The organism is Roseateles chitinivorans, from assembly GCF_050632145.1.
GTDB classification, from domain to species: Bacteria; Pseudomonadota; Gammaproteobacteria; order Burkholderiales; family Burkholderiaceae_C; genus Roseateles; species Roseateles chitinivorans_B.
In genome coordinates this window covers 1747069-1766833 of sequence record NZ_CP192577.1, presented here as the reverse complement: position 1 = coordinate 1766833, position 19765 = coordinate 1747069, and the positions used below count along the sequence as shown (strand labels likewise).

18 protein-coding genes and 1 pseudogene are annotated in these 19765 nt (G+C 68.7%); 6 read left to right on the top strand and 13 right to left on the bottom strand.

Annotation, left to right across the window (positions count from 1 at the left end; translation table 11 throughout):
• Positions 1-3 precede the first annotated feature (3 nt).
• The 3 genes from ACQ86G_RS08155 to ACQ86G_RS08145 are packed head-to-tail and all read left to right on the top strand — an operon-like array spanning position 4 to position 1635.
• Complete coding sequence (locus ACQ86G_RS08155; RefSeq protein WP_431260113.1) at positions 4-438, top strand: DoxX family protein; 435 nt, start codon at positions 4-6, stop codon at positions 436-438.
• Entirely contained in the window at positions 435-1121 is a 687-nt protein-coding gene (locus ACQ86G_RS08150) for a YoaK family protein (RefSeq protein WP_431260112.1), read from the top strand. Before ACQ86G_RS08155 ends, ACQ86G_RS08150 begins: the two co-directional genes overlap by 4 nt.
• Positions 1122-1161: 40 nt before the next feature.
• Complete coding sequence (locus ACQ86G_RS08145; RefSeq protein ID WP_431260111.1) at positions 1162-1635, top strand: RidA family protein; 474 nt, start codon at positions 1162-1164, stop codon at positions 1633-1635.
• A gap of 106 nt (positions 1636-1741) precedes the next feature.
• On the opposite strand, the pseudogene ACQ86G_RS08140 reads toward ACQ86G_RS08145, so the two are convergent.
• Positions 1742-2295 (bottom strand): annotated as a pseudogene (locus ACQ86G_RS08140) (single-stranded DNA-binding protein).
• A gap of 237 nt (positions 2296-2532) precedes the next feature.
• Positions 2533-3501 (bottom strand): diguanylate cyclase, encoded by a 969-nt coding sequence (locus tag ACQ86G_RS08135; protein WP_431260110.1) that lies wholly within the window; start codon positions 3499-3501, stop codon positions 2533-2535.
• 114 nt (positions 3502-3615) lie between these two features.
• Between ACQ86G_RS08135 and recQ the strand changes: the two genes are divergently transcribed.
• Positions 3616-5484 (top strand): DNA helicase RecQ, encoded by a 1869-nt coding sequence (gene recQ / locus ACQ86G_RS08130; RefSeq protein ID WP_431260109.1) that lies wholly within the window; start codon positions 3616-3618, stop codon positions 5482-5484.
• Positions 5485-5650: 166 nt separating this feature from the next.
• Here recQ and ACQ86G_RS08125 read toward each other — a convergent pair whose 3' ends face one another.
• From ACQ86G_RS08125 to ACQ86G_RS08115, 3 genes are all read right to left on the bottom strand, one after another.
• Complete coding sequence (locus ACQ86G_RS08125) at positions 5651-5953, bottom strand: hypothetical protein (RefSeq protein ID WP_431260108.1); 303 nt, start codon at positions 5951-5953, stop codon at positions 5651-5653.
• 336 nt (positions 5954-6289) lie between these two features.
• Entirely contained in the window at positions 6290-6481 is a 192-nt protein-coding gene (locus ACQ86G_RS08120; protein ID WP_431260107.1) for a hypothetical protein, read from the bottom strand.
• Positions 6482-6634: 153 nt separating this feature from the next.
• A complete protein-coding gene (locus ACQ86G_RS08115) occupies positions 6635-8644 on the bottom strand; it encodes a putative bifunctional diguanylate cyclase/phosphodiesterase (RefSeq protein ID WP_431260106.1) in 2010 nt (669 codons plus the stop codon).
• Between the two features lie 191 nt (positions 8645-8835).
• Between ACQ86G_RS08115 and uvrA the strand changes: the two genes are divergently transcribed.
• Positions 8836-11844, top strand: a complete 3009-nt coding sequence (gene uvrA / locus ACQ86G_RS08110; RefSeq protein WP_431260105.1) for an excinuclease ABC subunit UvrA — start codon at positions 8836-8838, stop codon at positions 11842-11844.
• A gap of 171 nt (positions 11845-12015) precedes the next feature.
• Here uvrA and ACQ86G_RS08105 read toward each other — a convergent pair whose 3' ends face one another.
• A complete protein-coding gene (locus ACQ86G_RS08105; RefSeq protein WP_431260104.1) occupies positions 12016-12810 on the bottom strand; it encodes an MHFG family PEP-CTERM protein in 795 nt (264 codons plus the stop codon).
• Between the two features lie 309 nt (positions 12811-13119).
• Between ACQ86G_RS08105 and ACQ86G_RS08100 the strand changes: the two genes are divergently transcribed.
• Positions 13120-13497, top strand: a complete 378-nt coding sequence (locus ACQ86G_RS08100) for a response regulator (protein ID WP_431260103.1) — start codon at positions 13120-13122, stop codon at positions 13495-13497.
• 116 nt (positions 13498-13613) lie between these two features.
• Here ACQ86G_RS08100 and ACQ86G_RS08095 read toward each other — a convergent pair whose 3' ends face one another.
• The 7 genes from ACQ86G_RS08095 to ACQ86G_RS08065 all read right to left on the bottom strand — a co-directional run bounded on the left by ACQ86G_RS08095 (position 13614) and on the right by ACQ86G_RS08065 (position 19701).
• Positions 13614-14036 (bottom strand): SWIB/MDM2 domain-containing protein, encoded by a 423-nt coding sequence (locus ACQ86G_RS08095; RefSeq protein ID WP_431261360.1) that lies wholly within the window; start codon positions 14034-14036, stop codon positions 13614-13616.
• A 256-nt stretch (positions 14037-14292) separates the two neighbouring features.
• A complete protein-coding gene (locus ACQ86G_RS08090; RefSeq protein ID WP_431260102.1) occupies positions 14293-15720 on the bottom strand; it encodes a sulfite reductase subunit alpha in 1428 nt (475 codons plus the stop codon).
• 7 nt (positions 15721-15727) lie between these two features.
• Positions 15728-16813, bottom strand: coding sequence for an FAD:protein FMN transferase (locus ACQ86G_RS08085; RefSeq protein ID WP_431260101.1), 1086 nt, complete (start codon positions 16811-16813; stop codon positions 15728-15730).
• Positions 16810-17658, bottom strand: coding sequence for a DUF4198 domain-containing protein (locus ACQ86G_RS08080; RefSeq protein WP_431260100.1), 849 nt, complete (start codon positions 17656-17658; stop codon positions 16810-16812). The genes ACQ86G_RS08085 and ACQ86G_RS08080 overlap by 4 nt, the downstream gene beginning before the upstream one ends.
• 44 nt (positions 17659-17702) lie before the next feature.
• The gene (locus ACQ86G_RS08075) at positions 17703-18248 is read right to left on the bottom strand and encodes a DUF2271 domain-containing protein (RefSeq protein WP_431260099.1); all 546 of its coding nucleotides are present in this window, start codon (positions 18246-18248) and stop codon (positions 17703-17705) included.
• A gap of 101 nt (positions 18249-18349) precedes the next feature.
• A complete protein-coding gene (locus tag ACQ86G_RS08070; RefSeq protein WP_431260098.1) occupies positions 18350-19024 on the bottom strand; it encodes a PepSY-associated TM helix domain-containing protein in 675 nt (224 codons plus the stop codon).
• Positions 19021-19701 carry a Fe2+-dependent dioxygenase gene (locus ACQ86G_RS08065; protein ID WP_431260097.1) on the bottom strand — a complete coding sequence of 227 codons (681 nt, stop codon included), beginning with the start codon at positions 19699-19701 and terminating at the stop codon, positions 19021-19023. The genes ACQ86G_RS08070 and ACQ86G_RS08065 overlap by 4 nt, the downstream gene beginning before the upstream one ends.
• Positions 19702-19765: the final 64 nt, after the last annotated feature.

Below are 19765 nucleotides of genomic sequence, written 5' to 3'. Positions count from 1 at the left end.
GCGATGAAAACGTCCTCCCCCGCCGCCCCGCGATGGGTGGAGGGGGTCCTGCAATGGCCCACCTTCGGATGCCTGCTTCGGGTGGGACTGGCCTCGGCCTATCTCATCGGCGGGATCGACAAGGCGATGAACTTCTCCGGCGCGGTCGCGGAGCAGGCGCACTTCGGCCTGCAGCCCGCGGTGCTGTGGGCGGTGCTGGCGATCGCGGTCGAGCTGATCGGCTCGGTGCTGCTGATCGTCAACCGCCAGGTGTGGCTGGCGGCGGGCGCGCTGGGCGTGCTGACGCTGGTGGCGATGCTGGTCGCCAACAACTTCTGGGACCTGAGCGGCCAGGCGCGCTTCATGGCGAAGAACGCGTTCTTCGAGCACCTCGGATTGATCTGCGCGCTGGCGATGGCGGCGCGGATCGCGGTGCTCGAACGCAAGGGGACGGCATGACCGGCGCGAAGAAACTGCTGCTGGCAAGCCTGGCGCTGGGCTTCATCGGCGGCTATGTGGACACGGTGGGCTTCGTCGCCCTGTTCGGCCTGTTCACGGCGCACGTGACGGGGAACTTCGTGCTGATCGGCGCGGAACTCAGCCGCGCGAGCGCCAACAGCGTGCTGCTGAAGCTGCTGGTGTTCCCGACCTTCATCGCGGCGGTGGCGCTCGCGCGGCTGGTGGCGTTGCGCTGCGAGCGGACGAAGACGGTCGCGAGCCGGCCCTTGCTGGTGATGCAGACGATGCTCTTGCTGGTGGCGTTGGTCTGCAGCGTGCCGGCGGGCGCGGCGCTCGCGCCGGATGCGCCATGGGCGATGGCGACGGGACTGTTCATGACGGCTGCGATGGGCGTGCAGAACGCGGCGGGACGGCTGGCGTGGCCGGCGCTGACGCCGACCACGGTGATGACCGGGAACGTCACGCAGGTGGTGATCGACAGCGTCGACCTGCTGCGCGGCGCGGCCGGCCCGGAGGTACGGGACCGGTTGAAGCGGTTCATCTGGCCCGTGGTGGCGTTCGCGGTCGGCGCGTTGTCGGGCGCGTTCGCGTATGTGGGGTGGAAGTTCTGGTCGCTGCTATTACCGCTGGTGATGCTTGTCGGCTTGGTCGTGATGGATGTGAGGTCGGATCACAAGGGGTGATCGCGTCAGAATGGGATCACTCCCTTTCGACGAGCACACCATGAGCAGAGACCAGGCCCTCACCCAGGCCGCCCAGCAGCTGGGCTACGACTTCGACGGCGAGATCAAGGCCGGCGGCAACTACCAGCCGCTGACCCGCGACGGCAACACGATCTACCTGAGCGGCCAGGTGCCGCGTGTCGGGACCACCGTCGTGGTGACGGGACGCGTCGGCGCCGATGTGGATCTCGAGCGCGCGCAACTCGCCGCGAAGATCTGCGTGATGCGCGCGCTGGTGCTGCTGCAGCGCTCGCTCGGCTCGCTCGACGCGGTGCAGCAGATCCTGCGTCTCAACGTGTTCACGCAGTGCGCGCAGAACTTCACCCAGCTCAGCGAAGTGGCCGACGGCGCGTCGGAATTGCTGGTGCAGATCCTCGGCCCGGCGGGCACGCATGCGCGGACCTCGGTCGGGGTCTATGCGCTGCCCAAGGGCGCGAGCGTGGAGTTGGACTTGACGGTCGCCGTTCAGCCCTGACAGGGTCGGCTCAACTGCAATGAAGCCGCAATGAAAAAGGCCCGCGGCGGGAATGCCAGCGGGCCTTTTCTTGGTTCAGACACCGCGCCGGCCGGAGCCGGAGCTGTCAGAACGGAATATCGTCATCCATGTCGTCGAAGCCGGTCGCGGCCTTCGGCGCGGGGGCCGGAGCGCGGGGGCTGCGGCGCGAGGCGCCGGTGCGCGCGGGGCGTCGAAGTCGCCGCTGTCGCGACCGCTGCCGCCACCCTGGCCACCGCCTTGACCGCCGCCGCGCTGCTCGCGGCTGTAGCCACCACCACCGCCACCACCCATCTCATCGCCGCCGTCGCGGCCGCCCAGCAGCTGCATCTGCTCGGCAATGATCTCGGTGGTGTAGTTGTCCTTGCCTTCCTTGTCCTGCCACTTGCGGGTCTTCAGGCGGCCTTCGACGTAGACCGGGCGGCCCTTCTTCAGGTACTCGCCGGCGATCTCGGCCAGACGGTCGTAGAACACCACACGGTGCCATTCGGTCTCTTCCTGGCGCTCGCCGCCTTCACGGCTCTTCCAGTTGCGGGTCGTGGCGATGCTCACGTTGCACACCGCGCTGCCGCTCGGCGTGTAGCGCAGTTCGGGATCACGGCCCAGGTTGCCGAGGATGATGACTTTATTGACCGAGGCCATGGTGGTTGCCTTCGCTTGCGTATGGTTGGGGTGTTCGGAAAGGGAAACTTTTGTGCCGCCAATCGCCCGGAACGGGCGCTTCGGGCCTTCAACTGGCTGTTCCGGGCCGGTCCGGCTTGCCGAAACGCGGCGCAGGGGTCGGATTATGCCGCCAGCCCTTTCCCAGGGCACTTCCAAGCAAACACCAATCCGCTTGCATGTCCCAGTCGTTGAACGACCAGGATCAGGGCCCCAAGTTCAGTTCATCCGCCGTCGAGACTGCTTGTGGGCATACATCGCCGCGTCCGCTTGTTGCATCAACTCCTCGAGCGCCAGCGGCTCCTCGCCCGACATGGCCGCATCACCCACGCTGAAGGCCAGCTCGTAGCCTCTCTGCGCCCGCAGATTCAGTGCGCCGACCTGCGTGCGTACCCGTTCCAGCGCCGGCGCCATCTGCTCGGTCGCCGTTCCGCTGAGCAGCGCGACGAACTCGTCCCCGCCGGTGCGGGCCACCACGTCCGACGACCGCAGGCAGAAGCGCAGGATGTCCGCGAAGGACTTCAGCGCCCAGTCGCCCTCCGCGTGACCGTAGCGGTCGTTCACGTGTTTGAAGTGGTCCAGGTCGAAATACAGCATCGTCGCCGGCCACTGCTTGCGTCGGCACAGCGCCAGGACATGCCCCGCCTGCGATTCGAAGCCACGCCGGTTCGCCAGTCCCGTCAGTTCGTCGACCATCGCCATGTACATCGCCGCGAACTGCTGTTCGACCATGAAGGCCATGTCGCGCAGCGTCGCCTGGTCGTCGATGTCGAAACCACGTGGCGCGCGGTCGATCAGGCACAAGGTGCCGAGGCGGTGTCCGCTCGGCGCACGCACCGGACAGCCCGCGTAGAAGCGGATCCTCGGCCCGCCGGTCACCAGCGGGTTGTCCGCGAAACGCGGGTCCGCGTGCGTGTCGGGGATCAGCAGGATGTCGTCCGACATGATCGCGTGACCGCAGAAGCTGATGTCCCGCGGCGTCTCCGACACGTCCAGGCCCTGCGCCGACTTGAACCACTGCCGGTCCGCGTCCACCAGGCTCACCAGCGCGATCGGCACCTGGAACAGCCGTCTGGCCATCCGCGTCAGGCGGTCGAAGCGTTCCTCGGGATCCGTGTCCAGCACCTGCAGCACGCGCAGCGTGGACAGGCGGGCGTTCTCGTCATCGGGCAACGGCGCAGCAATCATGTCGACGTGTCTGCCTGTGCTGTGGAGGTTCGATGCCGCTCTGCGCCGCGTTCCCGCCGGGTCAAGCCCGGCTGAACGACGGACCCGCCGATGTACGGGACAATCGAGCGCTCCATGAGTTCGTCCAACCATCATCCCGTCCCGCTCGACATCCTGCAAGAGGTGTTCGGTTACAGCGCCTTTCGCGGCCAGCAGGCCTCGATCGTCGACCACGTGACCGCCGGCGGCGACGCGCTGGTCCTCATGCCCACCGGCGGCGGCAAGTCGCTCTGCTACCAGATCCCCGCGATCGCGCGCCAGCGCGCCGGCCACGGCGTCACCGTGGTCGTCAGTCCGCTGATCGCCCTGATGCACGACCAGGTCGGCGCCCTGGAGGAGGCCGGCGTCGACGCCTCCTTCCTCAACTCCACGCAGACCTCGGAAGAGACCCAGCGCATCGAGCGCGAGATGCTCGCCGGCCGCCTGACCCTGCTCTACGCGGCGCCGGAACGCGTCAACACGCCGCGCTTCATCGCGCAGATGCAGTCGCTGTACGAGCGCGGCCTGCTCGCGCTGTTCGCGATCGACGAGGCGCATTGCGTCAGCCAGTGGGGTCACGACTTCCGCAGCGAATACCTGTCGCTGAGCCTGCTCCACGAGCGCTTCCCCGACATCCCGCGCATCGCGCTGACGGCCACCGCCGACGACATCACCCGCGCGGACATCATCGAGCGGCTGCAGCTCGAGCAGGCGCAGATCTTCGTCGCGTCGTTCGACCGGCCCAACATCCGCTACCTGATCGTCGAGAAGGACAGCCCGCGCGAGCAGCTGCTGCGCTTCATCCAGGACGAGCATGAGGACGCCGCCGGCGTCGTCTACTGCCAGAGCCGCAAGAAGGTCGACGAGACCGCCGACTGGCTGAAGTCCAAGGGCATCAACGCGCTGCCGTACCACGCCGGCATGGAGCAGGACCAGCGCCGCCGCCACCAGGACCGCTTCCTGCGCGAGGACGGCATCGTGATGGTCGCGACCATCGCCTTCGGCATGGGCATCGACAAGCCCGACGTGCGCTTCGTCGCCCACCTGGACCTGCCCAAGAACATCGAAGGCTATTACCAGGAGACCGGCCGTGCCGGTCGCGACGGCGAGCCGGCCGAGGCGTGGATGGCCTACGGCCTGGCCGACGTCGTCCAGCAGCGGCGCATGATCGACGAGAGCCCGTCCACCGACGAGTTCAAGCAGGTGCAGCGCGGCAAGCTGGACGCGCTGCTCGCGCTGGCGGAAGCCATCGACTGCCGGCGCGTGCGCCTCCTGGCCTATTTCGGCGAGGACAGCCAGCCCTGCGGCAACTGCGACAACTGCGTGAACCCGCCCGCGACCTGGGACGCGACCGAAGCGGCGCGGATGGCCCTGTCGTGCATCTACCGCTTCCATCAGGTGACGGGCTTCAGCTTCGGCTCCGGCCACCTGATCGATGTGCTGCGCGGCAAGGAGACCGACAAGGTCAAGCAATACCGGCATCAGGAGCTGAGCACCTGGGCCGTCGGCGCCTCGCTCAGCGAGCAGCAGTGGCGGGCGGTGATCCGCCAGCTGATCGCGCTGGGCTATGCGGTGACCGAAGGGGAGTACAACACGCTGTCCCTCGGCGGCAATGCCAAGGCCGTGCTGCGCGGCGAAGTGCGGATGCTGCTGCGCCAGCCGGCCACGCCGACCAAGCGGAGCAAGTCCAGCCGCACGGGGAGCTCGTCGTCCCGACGCTCGGAGGCGGAAACCGATCTGGACGCGGCGGCGCAGGTGCGCTTCGACGCGCTCAAGGCCTGGCGCGCCGACGTGGCGCGCGAGCACGGGCTGCCGGCCTATGTGATCTTCCAGAACGTCACGCTGGCGGAACTGGCACGGGTGCAGCCGCAGTCACTGGAGGAGATGTCCGGCATCAGCGGCATCGGCGCGAAGAAGCTCGAGGCCTACGGCGAAGACCTGTTGCGCGTGCTGGGCGAGGACTGACCCCGCCAGCGCCGGGAGGCCCTCATCGCCTCGTGCGACCGTCACACGCCCGTCACGCGATTGCCATGATGAAAAGGAAAACGCCCGGCGATGCCGGGCGTTTCCGTTGGCGAGCGCTACCGCGGATCTGCCGCGGTCGCCGCCTTGACAGCGCAACCGCAGGGATTCAGCAGAGCTGCGTCGTGCAGGCGACCTGCGCGGCCGAAGCCAGTCGCTGGCCGTTGGCCGAGATGTCGCGGCGGCCGGTGATGTAGACGGTCGGCAGTTGGGTGCGCTTGGCGGTGATGACCACAGGATCCAGCGTGATGACGGCGGCGCGTTGCTCGCGCTGTTCCTGCACGTGCAGCAGGCTGAACGCGATCGCCAGCGTGGCGCCGATGCCGAAGGCGAACGCCTTGAAGCTCGCCGCGCCGGTCATGCCGATGCGCGGGCTGCGGGTGGAACGGGTCTTGAAAGTGGTGGTGCTCATGTCGATCTCCTGGAAGGGGTTGCGTGTGTCAGTGAAGTCAGTGTCGTCTTGGCGACCCCGCTTCGCGAGCCACAAGCGACGAATGCGCGCGGCGGCGGAGTGAACTGCGCAGAATCGCGACGAATGGAGACGCGGGCATCGTCGATCGCCCGGATGCCCCATTCCATCGGCGTTCTGGTCGATCGTGTCCACGGTGTCCGCGGACACGGCGGACACTGCGGACACTCGGAACGTCGAGCAACGCGGATGCACGAAGCGGAAAAAGAAGCCCGCTGGTCAGGCGGGCTTCGAAATGCCGGGGGAAGCGTGGCGTCTATCGGAACGCAAGTCGCATGGTCATCCGTGCGGCTTGCTGGCCTGGTCGGCCCGATCAGCCTGAGGTCCCGGCACGGTCTGCTCGGCCCAGTGCGGGGGCAGGGTGTTGGACGGACGCGCGGCCTCGTTCGCATCCGCCAGCCACAAGGCGATGACGGCGGCGCTGGCCACGGCGGCCAGGGCGGTGAGGAAGGTCTTTGCTGCGTCGTTCATGGCGGTCCCCTGCGGTGTCTTTCCTGTCCTGGAAGGTCAACGAGGGTGGACTGTGCGCCGCCGGAGATGACAAGGCCATCCGGACGCGACGAATTGCCGCAATCGCGCGCCGAAATGCCGGTCAGCCGGCTGAACGGAAGCGAGGGGGTGGTCTCAGCCCCGCGCCGCGAGCGGCGCCCCAGTCTGGGGCGGCCAGGCGGCCAGCCGTTCCGCGAGGGCCACGGCGGGCTGCGGTCGGCAATAGAAATAGCCCTGCTGCTGCCAGCAGCCGAGCGCGAGCAGCGCATCGCGCTGCGCCTCGCTCTCGACGCCCTCGGCAACGACGTCGATGCCGAGCGCCTCCGCCATGCCCATCATGGCCCGGACCAGCGCGCGGTCGTCCGCACTGTTGGGCAGGTCGCGGACGAAGGCCCGGTCGATCTTCAGGCGCGCCGGACGCAACAGCTTCAGATAGGCGAGCGAGGAATACCCCGTCCCGAAATCGTCCACCGACAGGCTGAGCCCGAGGTCCGTCAGGCGCGACAAGGTCTGCAGGACGGTGTCCGTGTCGGTGAGCAGCGAGCTCTCGGTCAGCTCGATGGCGAGTTCGCCGGGAGCCACCGCGTGCCGGCGCATCGCCTCGGCGATGCGTTCGGCCAGCCGGGGCTCGCGGAACTGCAGGGCCGACAGGTTGATCGAGATCGGTCCGGGATGCCGCCCCGCCGCCTTCCAGCGCGCGAGCTGCGCGCAGGCCTGTTCGATGGTGCTCCAGCCGAGCGCCAGGATCTGTCCCGTCTCCTCCGCCAGCTCGATGAACTGGCCGGGCATCACCAGGCCGCGTTGCGGATGCTGCCAGCGCATCAGCGCCTCCAGCCCCGACCACTCGCCGGTGCGCGCGTCGACGACCGCCTGGTAATGGAGCAGCAGCTCGTCGCGCTCCAGGGCCAGTTTCAATTCGCGCTCGAGCTCCATCCGCTCCACCGCGGCCGCGTCCATGTCCTGCTGGAAGAAGCTGTAGCGCGATCGGCCCATCTGCTTGGCGCGGTACATCGCCAGGTCGGCGTGCCGGACCAGCGTGTCGAAGTCTTCCCCGTCGCGCGGGAACAGCGCGATGCCGACGCTCGCGGACACGCTCGCCACGCCACCCTCGAGTTGCAGCGGCGCATTCAGCGCCTCGATCAGGCGCTGCGCGGCGACACCGACGTGCTCGCTGGAATCGCGCATCAGCAGCAGGAATTCGTCGCCGCTGACACGGCAGGCCAGATCCGATTCCCGCACGGCCTGGCGCAGGCGCTCGCTCGCCTGCAGCAGCATGCGGTCGCCGGCCGCATGACCGAGCGAATCGTTGATCGCCTTGAAACGGTCCAGGTCGACGAAAAGCAGCGCCAGGTGCGTCTGCTCGCGGCGCGCCACGGCGGCCTCGTGCAGGAACACCTCGCGGAACAGTGTCCGGTTCGGCAGGCCGGTGAGGTGGTCGTACATCGCCAGCTGATGCAGCTGCGCGTTCTTGCTTTCCATGTCGGCCAGCAGGCCGGAGATCTGCTGGCCCATCTGGTCCAGATGGACGCCCAGCTGGCCCAGCTCATCCTTGCGGTTCCAGCGCAGGCGCGGGACCGGCTGACGCTCGGCAATCGCGCTGGCCAGGCGCTTGAGGCGGTCGATCGGCCGCACCAGGCGCAGATAGAAGACCAGCAGCACGATGACGACGCCCGCCGCGACCTGGAACGCGACGATCAACGCCGTCTGCCGGCGGCCTTCCTCCAGCATGCGCTCCTGCGCCGCGTCGTCGAACTGCACCCGCAGGCTGCCCAGCACCTGCCCGTCACGCTGGATGGTCGCGGCCAGCGTGACCGTCGGCCAGCCGGGGCTGCATTTGGCGCGGACGATGTCGCGGGTATCGGCCCGCTCCTCGCTGAGTTCCACCGCGCAGACGTTCACGTCCGACAGCAGCTGGTCCAGCGCCCGCTGGACCGCGGGGCTGTCCACCGTCCACAGCGGCTCGGCCAGACCGTTCGCGGCGAGCGTCAGCACGGCCGCGCGCTGGCCTTCCAGCACCGGCTCCAGGCTGCGCCGGATGAAGGCGTCGCTGAACGCCACCAGCGCCAGCGCCGGCACGGCGATTCCGATCACTACCGCAAGCAGGATCACACTGCGCAGCGACAGCGACGGAGCTTTGAGCTTCATCAATCAGGGTGAGGCAGGAGGGGGATGGCTGATTCTGCACGTCCGAAAAGTGGACGCCCCCCCGCAAAGACGGGGTCGCCGAGAAGGATTTAGGCATTCCTCCCGCTGCCACGCGGTGTCAGCAGGGCCCGACGCGGAACCGGCCCTGGCCCTATCATGGCGAGTTCGACTCCAGTTGTGTCCCGGCCCCCATGTCCACGAAAGTCCCGCCCGTCGCCCCCGCCCCGTCCGAGCCCGGCGCAGAGCCGAAGGCGGGCGCAGCACTGCAGGCGGATCCTGGCCGCTACCTGGGCCAGGCGATGCGACCCGTCGGCGAGACGCCGATGATCCGCGTCCGGGGTGCCCGCACCCACAACCTCAAGAACATCGACGTCGACCTGCCGCGCAACCAGCTGGTCGTCATCACCGGGTTGTCGGGCTCGGGCAAGTCCTCGCTGGCCTTCGACACGCTGTACGCCGAGGGTCAGCGCCGCTACGTCGAGAGTCTCTCGGCCTATGCGCGGCAGTTCCTGCAGCTGATGGACAAGCCCGATGTCGACGTCATCGAAGGCCTGTCGCCGGCGATCTCGATCGAGCAGAAAGCCACCAGCCACAACCCGCGCTCGACGGTGGGCACCGTCACCGAGATCCACGACTACCTGCGCCTGCTGTATGCGCGCGCCGGTACGCCCTTCTGCCCCGACCACCATCTGCCGCTGGAGGCGTCGAGCGTCGGCCAGATGGTCGACGCGGTGCTGGCCATGCCGGACGAGTCGCGCCTGATGGTGCTGGCCCCGGTCGTGCGCGATCGCAAGGGCGAGTTCGTCGAACTGTTCCAGGACCTGCAGGCGCAGGGCTACGTGCGCTTCCGCGTCGACGGGCAGACCGTCGAGGTCACCGAACTGCCGGCGCTGAAGAAGGCCGAGAAGCACGACATCGACGTCGTCGTCGACCGCATCAAGCTGCGCCACGACAGCGCCGACACGCTGCGCCAGCGCCTGGCCGAGAGCTTCGAGGCCGCGCTGCGACTGGCCGACGGCCGCGCGCTGGTGCTGAACATGGACAGCGGCACCGAAGCGATCTACTCCAGCAAGTTCGCGTGCCCGATCTGCAGCTACTCGCTGCCCGAGCTCGAGCCGCGGCTGTTCTCCTTCAACTCACCCGTCGGCGCCTGCCCGTCGTGCGAAGGCCTCGGCCAGGTCACCGTCTTCGATCCGGAGCGCGTCGTCGCGTTCCCGACCCTGAGCCTGGCCAGCGGCGCGGTGAAGGGCTGGGACCGGCGCAACGCCTATACCTTCTCGATGCTGGAGACCGTGGCCAAGCATTACGGCTTCGACATCGAGCTGCCCTTCGAGGAGCTGCCCGAGCAGGCGCGCCAGGTGTTGCTGCAGGGCTCCGGCGAGGACGAGATCAGCTTCACCTATGAAGCCGAGGGCGCGAACGGGAAGAAGCGCAGCGTCAAGCGCGCCCATCCGTTCGAGGGCATCCTGCCCAACCTCACGCGGCGGTATCGCGAGACCGACTCCGCGGCGGTGCGCGAGGAGCTCGCGCGCTACCAGAGCGCCAAGCCCTGCCCGCAGTGCGAGGGTTCGCGGCTGCGTCGCGAGGCCCGCAACGTGCTGCTGCAACCGGCCGAGGCCGCCGAGGGCGAGCGCGGCAAGCCGATCTACGAGGTCGAGCATGCGACGCTGCGCGAGGCGCTGCACTACTTCGAAGGCTTGAGGCTCAAGGGGGCGAAGGCCGAGATCGCCGACAAGGTGATCCGCGAGATCGCGTCACGACTGCACTTCCTCAACGATGTCGGCCTCAACTACCTGAGCCTGGACCGCAGCGCCGACACGCTGTCCGGCGGCGAGGCACAGCGGATCCGGCTGGCATCGCAGATCGGTTCGGGCCTGACCGGCGTGATGTACGTGCTGGACGAGCCCAGCATCGGCCTGCACCAGCGCGACAACGACCGCCTGATCGCCACGCTGCGGCGGCTGCGCGACCTGGGCAACTCCGTCCTTGTCGTCGAACATGACGAAGACGCGATCCGTGCCGCGGACCATGTCCTGGACCTCGGTCCGGGCGCGGGCGTCCACGGCGGCCGGATCATGGCGCAGGGCACGCCCGAGGAAGTCGCGGCGAACCACGAGTCGTCGACCGGTCGCTATCTCAGCGGCCTCGAACGCATCGAGGTGCCGAAGAAGCGGCATGCGCTGTCCGACAGCCCCGATCCGCGCACGCTGAAGATCATCAATGCGCGCGGCAACAACCTCAAGGGCGTGACCGCGGAGTTCCCGGTCGGCCTCCTGACCTGCGTGACGGGTGTCTCCGGCTCGGGCAAGAGCACGCTGGTCAACGACACGCTGTACGCAGCCGTCTCGCGCAAGCTTTATCAGAGCCATGCCGAGCCGGCCGCGTACGACGAGATCGAGGGGATGGACGCCTTCGACAAGGTCATCAACGTCGACCAGTCGCCGATCGGCCGCACGCCGCGCTCGAACCCGGCGACCTACACGGGCCTGTTCACGCCGATCCGCGAGCTGTTCGCCGAGATGCCCACCGCGCGCGAGCGCGGCTACGGCGCGGGCCGCTTCAGCTTCAACGTCGCCGGCGGCCGCTGCGAGGCCTGCCAGGGCGACGGCGTGCTGAAGGTGGAGATGCACTTCCTGCCCGACGTCTACGTGCCCTGCGACACCTGCTTCGGCAAGCGCTACAACCGCGAGACGCTGGAGGTGCTCTACAAGGGCAAGAACATCTCGGAGGTGCTGGGCCTGACGGTGGAGGATGCGCTGGGCTTCTTCAGCGCGGTGCCGACGCTGGCGCGCAAGCTGCAGACGCTGATGGACGTCGGCCTGGGCTACGTGAAGCTGGGACAGAGCGCGACGACGCTCTCAGGCGGGGAGGCGCAGCGGGTCAAGCTGGCGCTGGAGCTGTCCAAACGCGACACCGGCCGCACGCTCTACATCCTGGACGAACCGACGACCGGTCTGCACTTCGCCGACATCGCGCTGCTGCTGAAGGTCGTGCATCAACTGCGCGACGCGGGCAACACCATCGTGATCATTGAGCACAACCTGGACGTCATCAAGACGGCCGACTGGCTGATCGACATGGGTCCGGAGGGCGGATCCGGCGGTGGGCGTCTGCTCGTCGCGGGAACGCCTGAGGACGTTGCCGCCTGCGAGGCGAGCCACACGGGCCGTTATCTGAAGCCGCTGCTCGCGCGCGGCTGATCTGATCCAACGCCCCACCTCCATCGAACGACGGGCTCGGTCGTTCGGATCGAGACGACCTCAGCCCCTTTTCGGAACTCAAGGAGGGAATTCACTTGCCGCCAGGCAAGTGAAGGAGGGAGATGGAGAAAAGGGGCTGAGGTCGGCTCGATCGCGCGCCAACCGGTGCAGTCAAGCGGCCGTCTTGCGCTTCACCGCCAACGCCAACGCCCCCAGCCCCAACGCGAACAGCAGCCAGGTCTGCGGCTCCGGCACACCCGGCGCGATGGGCAGGCTGCCGCCGTTGCCACCGCTGTTCTGCGGGATCTGAGGCAAGGTGATGATGCCGGGGTTGCCGGCGGGCGCAGGGGCAGCCCCGCCGCCAGGGAGGCCGCTGCTGCTGCCCGGCGTCGTGGGCGCGAGGAGGCTGGAATCGGACGTCGCCGTCGGCGGCAGGCCTGCCGTGCGCGCGAAGCTGCCCGGATCGCCGCTGCCGCCGTCCGCGGCACCGGCTGCCGGCGGTTCGAACATCAGCGGATCGTCTTCGTTCTTCGCCGTCTGCGCGCCGCCTGCGGCGGGCTTCAGCTTGCCGCGCGAGATGCGGCTCACATTGCGGCAGACCGTCGGCACCAGGATGCACTGGCCGTCCTCGCAGTACACGAGCCCGCGTTCCAGCGTCTGTTCGGTCCACTTGCCGCGCGTGACGGTCTTGCAGATCGATCCCGCGCCGAAGTGCATGTCGCGGATCTCGGTGCCGTAGTCGTAGCGGCCGACGATGCTGTCGCGATGGATGTCGACGATCTCATCGTACTGGCGCTCCGCCATCCGGCTTTTCAGCTTGGCGCGCGTCGCCGGCGGGATGTCCTTGTACCGGTCCACGGCCGCCACCAGATCACCCATGAACGGGTTGACCCCGGGGCGATCCCAGGAGCAGTTCGGCAGCGTCACCGTGGACGCGGCCAGCGCGAATGCGGCCACCAACGACATGACAAGTCTCTTTATTCGGCGGCCGCCTCCGTGAGAACACCTCGTCGGGGTCAGGCCTTGCCGGCAGTCCTTCCTGTATCCATCGGTGGGCTTGAATCACCAGATGTGACAGGAACTGATCGGCAGTGTAGGGAGCGAAACCCCGTCGCTCCGGGCCTTCCCCTCAGCCGGGGGTGTGGTCGCGCGTGGTTTTTGTCACACCGCCCTCACAGTTCGCACACCCGTGGGTAAAAGCACCGGCGGCATGGACAACGCTGCCGTCGGCGGCATTCACTGTTATCGTCTCCGTGTCCCCCGCCAGTCATCGCCATGTCGTCCCCCACCGCCGCCCGCCACGTCCTCTACGTCGAGGACGACCGCATCAACATCGTGCTGATGGAAGAGGTGTTCCGTCTGATGCCCGGTTGGACGCTGGACATCGCCGAGACCGGCGCGCAGGCGATGGATGCCCTGTCGCGCGTCACGCCGTCGCTGGTGCTGATGGACATGAACCTGCCCGACATGAACGGTCTGCAGTTGATGGCCCTGGTGCGTGCCCACCCTCGATTGGCCCAGTTGCGCTGCATCGCGCTTTCCGCCGACGTGATGGACGACCAGCGCCAGCGCGCACGGGCGGCCGGCTTCCTGGATTACTGGCTCAAGCCGATCGACGTGCGCCAGTTGCGCGCGGCGCTTGAACGGCTCTGACCCACATGGCGCGTGGCCCCTGACGGGCCACCGGACCGGCACAAGCACGGACGCAAAAAAGCCCGCGCGAGGCGGGCCTTGTCCGGAATGCGGAAGAGCCTCTCGGCCCCGTCCGCTCAATCCTTCAGGTGGCTGTTGATCAGACGGGTCATCTCGAACATGTCGGCCTTGGCCTTGCCGAAGATTTCCTTCAGCTTGGCATCGGCGTTGATGACGCGCTTCTGAGCCGGGTCCTGCAGATTGTGCTTCTTGATGTATTCCCAGACCTTCTTCACCACGTCGGTCCGCGGCAGCGGCTTGTCGCCGACGATCGCGGCCAGCGCGGCGCTGGGGGTCAGGGCCTTCATGAAGGCGGCGTTGGGGGTGCGCTTCTTCGCGGGCGCAGCAGCCTTCTTCGCAGGAGCTGCCGCCTTCTTCGCCGGTGCCGCCTTCTTCGCGGGAGCGGCGGCCTTCTTCGCCGCCGGAGCCGCCTTCTTGGCCGGTGCCGCCTTCTTGGCGGGCGCAGCCTTCTTCGCAGTTGCCATTTCGATTCTCTCCATCAAGGGTTGTTGATGTGCCGGGCCCTGGTGAAGGTCTGACGCCTTCGGTACTCGATGGCACCCTGCGCGGGCAATGGTACTGCGCACCTCTGCCATTGAGAAGGCTTTACCGGGGGAAACTGCCCCGAAGTCAACGTCCGGCCCCGTGTTTGTCGCAGGCGCGCATCAATCTCCGCGTGTCCTACGCGCGCCGCACGTCTTCACCTACGGGGTTCCCCGTGGTCATCGCGTCGCGCGCCGATCCGCAGCGAGGCGATCAGTAGACGTCGCGGCGGTAGCGGCCATCGCGGATGAGGGCGTCGACGCCGGCGTCGCCGAGCGTCTCGCGCAGCACCGCGTCGACCGCGCCGGCCATGCCTTGCAGGCTGCCGCAGACGTAGAGCGCGGCGCCGTCCGCGACCCATTCGCGCAGTCGTTGCGCGTGTCGCGCGAGCAGATGCTGCACGTGCACGCGCCCGGACTGGTCGCGCGAGAAGGCCCAGTCCGCCTGGGCGATCAGGCCGTCGCGCTGCCAGGCCTCGATCTCATCGCGGTAGTGCGCGTCGTGCGCCGACTGGCGTTCTCCGAAGAGGAGCCAGGCGGGCCCGACCGTCGTGTCCATCCTGGCGACCGCTCGGGCCTTCAGGTGCGCGCGCAGTCCCGCCAGCCCGGTGCCGTTGCCGACGAGGATCAACGGGCGACCGGCGTTCGCGCCGATGCGGAAGCTCGCATGCGCGCGCAGGCGCATGGCGACGGTGCCGTCGAGCGGCAGCCCTTCGGTCAGCCAGCCCGACGAGCGTCCTGGCGTGCCGTCCTCCCGCGTGGTGCGGCGGACCATCAGTTCGACGCGCCCGTCGGCGGGCAGCGAGGCGATCGTGTACTCGCGTGGCCGCTGCGCATCGTGGTCGACATCGTGGGCATGGTCGGCGCCATCGGTCGTGACGCACACCTGCACGAGATCGCCCGCTTCCCAGTTCGGCAGCGGCGATCCATCCGCCGGCGTCAGTTCCAGATGGAACACCGGCCCGCCCTGGCTGCCCGGATTCAGATGGCGTCGCGCGCTCAGGCGCCATGACGTGAAGACCGGCGTGTCCCATTCCGCCAGATCAGCGGTGCCCGCGAAGTGACTGAGCCGTTGGCGCCATTGCGCCAGCGCGTGCTCGTCGGCACGATCGGCTTCGATGCGGTCGAACAGCGGCCGCGCGCCGCGCTCGTGCAACCAGGCGTCGAGCGCGCGCCCGAAGCCGCAGTAATGTGTGTAGGTCGAGTCGCCCAGCGCCAGTACGCCGACTTCGAGCGACGACAGATCCGGTGCGGATCCTTCCGCCGACATCAGGTCGCGCACGAACGGCGCGGCGCTGTCCGGCGCATCGCCTTCGCCATAGGTGCTGGCGATGAACAGCGCATGCCTGGCATCGCGCAAGGCATCGCGACCGACCTCGCCGAGCGCGGCCACGCGCACCGGCATGCCGGCCAGGTGCAGGGCCCTGGCGGTCTGCCAGGCGATCTCCTCGGCCTGGCCGGTCTGGCTTGCATGCAGCACCAGCACCGGCGGCCCCGCATCGGCGGCAGGCAGCAGCGCCGCGGCATCGTCAGCGGCCTGGCGCTGCCGGCTGCGATGGCGCCACCAGACCGCCGCGCACATCAGCAGGTAGAGCGCGACCAGCAGCAAGGCCGTCGCGGGTCGGGACAGGGTCGCAGCCATCAGGACGTCACAGCATCAACGCGCGCATCGCCGTGGAGAAGCGCTCCTCGAAGCCGCCGCCTTCGGCGGGCGTGCGACGCCGTACCAACAACGCGGCAAGCCCGAGGCGTTCCGCCAGGGCGAGGCCGTCGTCCGGCCCCAGCACCATCAGCGCCGTCGACCAGCCGTCGGCCCACATCGCGCTGTCGTGCACGACGGTGACCGAGGCCAGGCCGTGCTCGATCGGCTGCCGGGTGCGCGGATCGATGGTGTGGGAGCGACGAGGTCCGTCGACCTCGTCGAAGAATTTCCGGTAGTCGCCGGAGGTCGCCACCGACAGGCCGTGCAGTGCGATGCGCACCGGCGCAAGGCCGCAATCGGCGGACGGCGGCTCCAGATCGACCCACCACGGTTGACCTTCCGGTTTGAGCCCGGCACCGCGCAGTTCCCCGCCGATCTCGACGAGGTGGTCCGGCAGACCGAGCGCCGTCAGGACGGCGGACACGCGATCGACGGCGAAACCCTTGGCGATCGCCGAGAGATCCAGCGTCGCCTCGCCGGGTTGCGTGAGCACTCGCCGGTCGCGCTCCCACCGCAGCGACGCCCATCCGCAATGGACGCGGTCGCAGTCCTCGGGGGTCGGTGCGTGGAAGTCGGGCGCGTCGTGGCGTGGCGCGAGCGCGGTCGCGCCCGAGGGCCCGAAGCCCCAGAGCGCGACGAGCGCACCGGCGGTCGGGTCGTAGGCACCGTCGCTCCCGGCCGCGATCCGCAGCGCCGCATCGACGACGGTGGCGAAGCCGTCCGGCAACGGACACGAGGTGCCCGCCGCCGCGCGATTGAAGCGGCTGAGGTCCGAGCCCGCATGCCAACTGCTCATCTGCGCGATGACCTCATCGCAGGCGTGGACGACGGCCGCCTCGATCGCCGCGAGGCGAAGCCCCGCCGGACCGACGAAACGCGCGGACCAGGTCGTTCCCATGGTCTCGCCCACGAGCGCATGCACCGCCTGGCCGAGCGCCGGCGGCTCGCCGTCGATCCGCAGCGGAACGAGGACGCGCGGCTCGAGCGCGATGCCCGCGCCTCGCGTCGCCATCGTTCCGCAGCTCACGCTCACTTCGGCAGCACCTCGAAGGTGGCGCTCACGCTGGCGCGTTGCACCGGCGCTTCGCGCGTGCCGGTCGGCGCGTTCGGGCCGCGCGCCGGACCGGTGCTCGCGCCGATGAAGTAGCGGCCGGCTTCGGTCCACTCGACGGTGAACTCGCCCTTCGCATCGGTCTTCAGCTCGACCTCGCCGAACTTGTAGCGGTAGCGGTTGCCTTCGCGGATCAGCTTGAGCTGCACGTCGGCGGCCGGCTTGCCATCCAGCACCAGGCGGAACTTCGTCTTGTCGCCGTGGCTCAGGTCGGTGACCGGGCCCAGCGGCAGCAGTTCCAGACCATCGCCCTCGGGCTTGAAGTCGACCTTGCCGGCCTCTTCCTTGCTGACGAAGGTCTGCTGGCGATTGCTCATCACCGTCAGCGCGGTGACCTCGGCATCGGCCGGCACGTCCTTGGCGAAGCTCTCCCTGGTGCCGCGGAAGCGCTTGGTCTCGCCGCCCTGCTTGTACGCGCCCATCAGCGACTGGCTGACGTTGCTGACGCGCCAGGTGCCGTCCTGCGTCAGCTTCACGTCGAAGCTCTCGCGGTGGCGGGCGGCGCTGCGGTTCTCGGCCTCGACGGTCTTGCCGTCCGGCGCGGTGATGCGCACCGTCTCCAGCTTCAGCGCGCGCTCGAAGTTGAAGAGGTCTTCCGAGACGGCCGCGTCGAACGACGCCACCGGCTCCTTGCCGTCGAAGGCCGCCTTGTTGGGCAGCAGCCAGGTCATGTGCGCGTGCGCGGTCAGCGGGAGCAGCGCGGCGACGGCCAGCGCGACGGGCGCCATGCGCGTGGCGATCAGGGAAGCGATCGAAGTCTTCTTCATGGTGGGGTCCTCCGTGTCTTGTCGTGGAGCCTGTCGCGACGCGATCAGGGCTTGACCGTCAGTTCCAGCGCGCCGAGCTCGTGCTCGCCTTGCGCCTTCTCCGTCGCGGCGGCCTTGACCGGCCAGGTCAGCGGCAGGCGCTGCACTTCGCGGCCGCCGGCTTCCCGGCTGGACTCGACGACCACCTCGTACTTGCCCGGGGGCAGCGCGGCCAGCGCGGCACTGGTGTCCAGCGAGATCGCGTGCTCGCCCGGCGCACGCGTGGCGGCGGTGACGCCGTCCGCGGGCACGGACAGGTTGCGGCCGCCCTGGCGCCACCACTGGCGCATGTCCTTGAGCCACTTGGTGCCGGCGTTGTTCTGCTTCTTGGTGTCGTACCAGACGGCCAGTTGCGCGACCGCCGGACCGGATTCGCCGGCCTTCTCGACCCACACGGCGATGTAGGGGCGGTGGTACTCGGCGACGTTCAGGCGCGGCACTTCCAGCTTGAGCTGGACGGTGGCGGCCCAGGCGGACGAGCCGACGGCCAGGGTGCCCAGCGTGCCGAGGGCACCGAGCTGGAGGAGGGTACGACTTGCGGAGCGGTTCATGGTCGAGTCTCGGTTGAAGGTCGGGAGGATCCTGGCGGCGGCTCGGAGCGGAAAGGAAATCGAAGGAGAGGCGGAAGCAGCGTCGGCGACGGGGCGGGCCATCAATGGATCAGCAGCAGCGCCAGCAGCGCGGGAATCACCAGGCCCAGGCCGACGAGCGGCCAGGTGCTGGGTCGACTGACCGCATGGAACTTGAGGATCAGCAGGCCCGTGATCGAAAACAGCAGGCAGGCGACGGCGAAGAGGTCGATGAACCAGCTCCAGGCCACGCCGGCATGGCGGCCCTTGTGCAGGTCGTTGAGGTAGGAGATCCAGCCGCGGTCGGTGTCCTCGAACTCGACCTCGCCGCTGTCGCGCGCGATGCGGACCCAGGCGTCGCCGCCGGGACGCGGCAGCGCGAGGTAGATCTCGTCGCGGTTCCACTCGGCCTCGCGGCCGTCGATCGTGCGGCCCAACTCCTTGGCGAGCCAGGTGCGCACCGACGCGGGCACCGGCGCCTTGCTGTCGGGCTCGTTGGCGGACTTCGGCTTCAGCGGCGCCGCCAGCTCGTCGGGCAGTTGCGCGGTCTTGCTGACGATGGCCGGTTTCGACTCGATGTCCGCGGCGTGGTTCAGCGTGATGCCGGTGACGGCGAACAGGATCATGCCGATCAGGCAGATCGCCGAGCTGATCCAGTGCCACTGGTGCAGCTGCTTGAGCCAGCCGGAACGCTTCGCGGCGCTGCCCGCAGGGCTGCCGGCATGGCCGCCTGGATTCGTGCGCTTGGGTCCGCTCATGTCTCGGCCCAGAGCCGCAGCAGGTTGTGATAGTGGCCGGTGAGGGCCGTCGTCTCGGCGTCGTCGCCGAGGCGGCCGCGCAGCTTCTGGATGGTCTGGTCGAGCTCGAACAGCATCGCGCGCTGCCAGTCCTGGCGGATCAGGCTCTGCGTCCAGAAGAAGGAGCAGATCCGCGCGCCGCGCGTCACCGGCGTCACGCGATGCAGGCTGGTGCTCGCGTAGACGATGAGGTCGCCCGCGGGCAGCTTCACCTCGTGCGTGCCGTAGGTGTCGACGACCTCGAGCTCGCCGCCGTCGTACTCGTCGGGCTCGCTCAGGAAGAGGGTGGAGGACACGTCGCTGCGCAGCGGCTGGTCGGAGTCCTGCTGGCGCATGATCGCGCCGTCGACGTGGAAGCCGTAGTGCTCGCCGCCCTCGTAGCGGTTGAACAGCGGGGCCAGCGTGCGCAGCGGCAGCGCCGCCGAGATGAACAGCGGATGCCGCGCCAGCACCTCGCGGATGTGCGCGCCGATCTCGCGCGCGGCCGGATGCTCGACCGGCAGTTGCCGGTTCTGCTTGACCTTCGCGCCCTGCTCGCCCACGGTCGCGCGGCCGTCGGTCCAGTCGGCGGCGTCCAGGAGCCTGCGCATCTCGCGCACGTCCTGCTTGCTGAGCACTTCGGGGATGTGAAGAAGCATGTCCGGATCGAATCAATTCAGGAGGTGAGGACGGACGACGGCCCGCCCCTGCTAGGACAGGGAC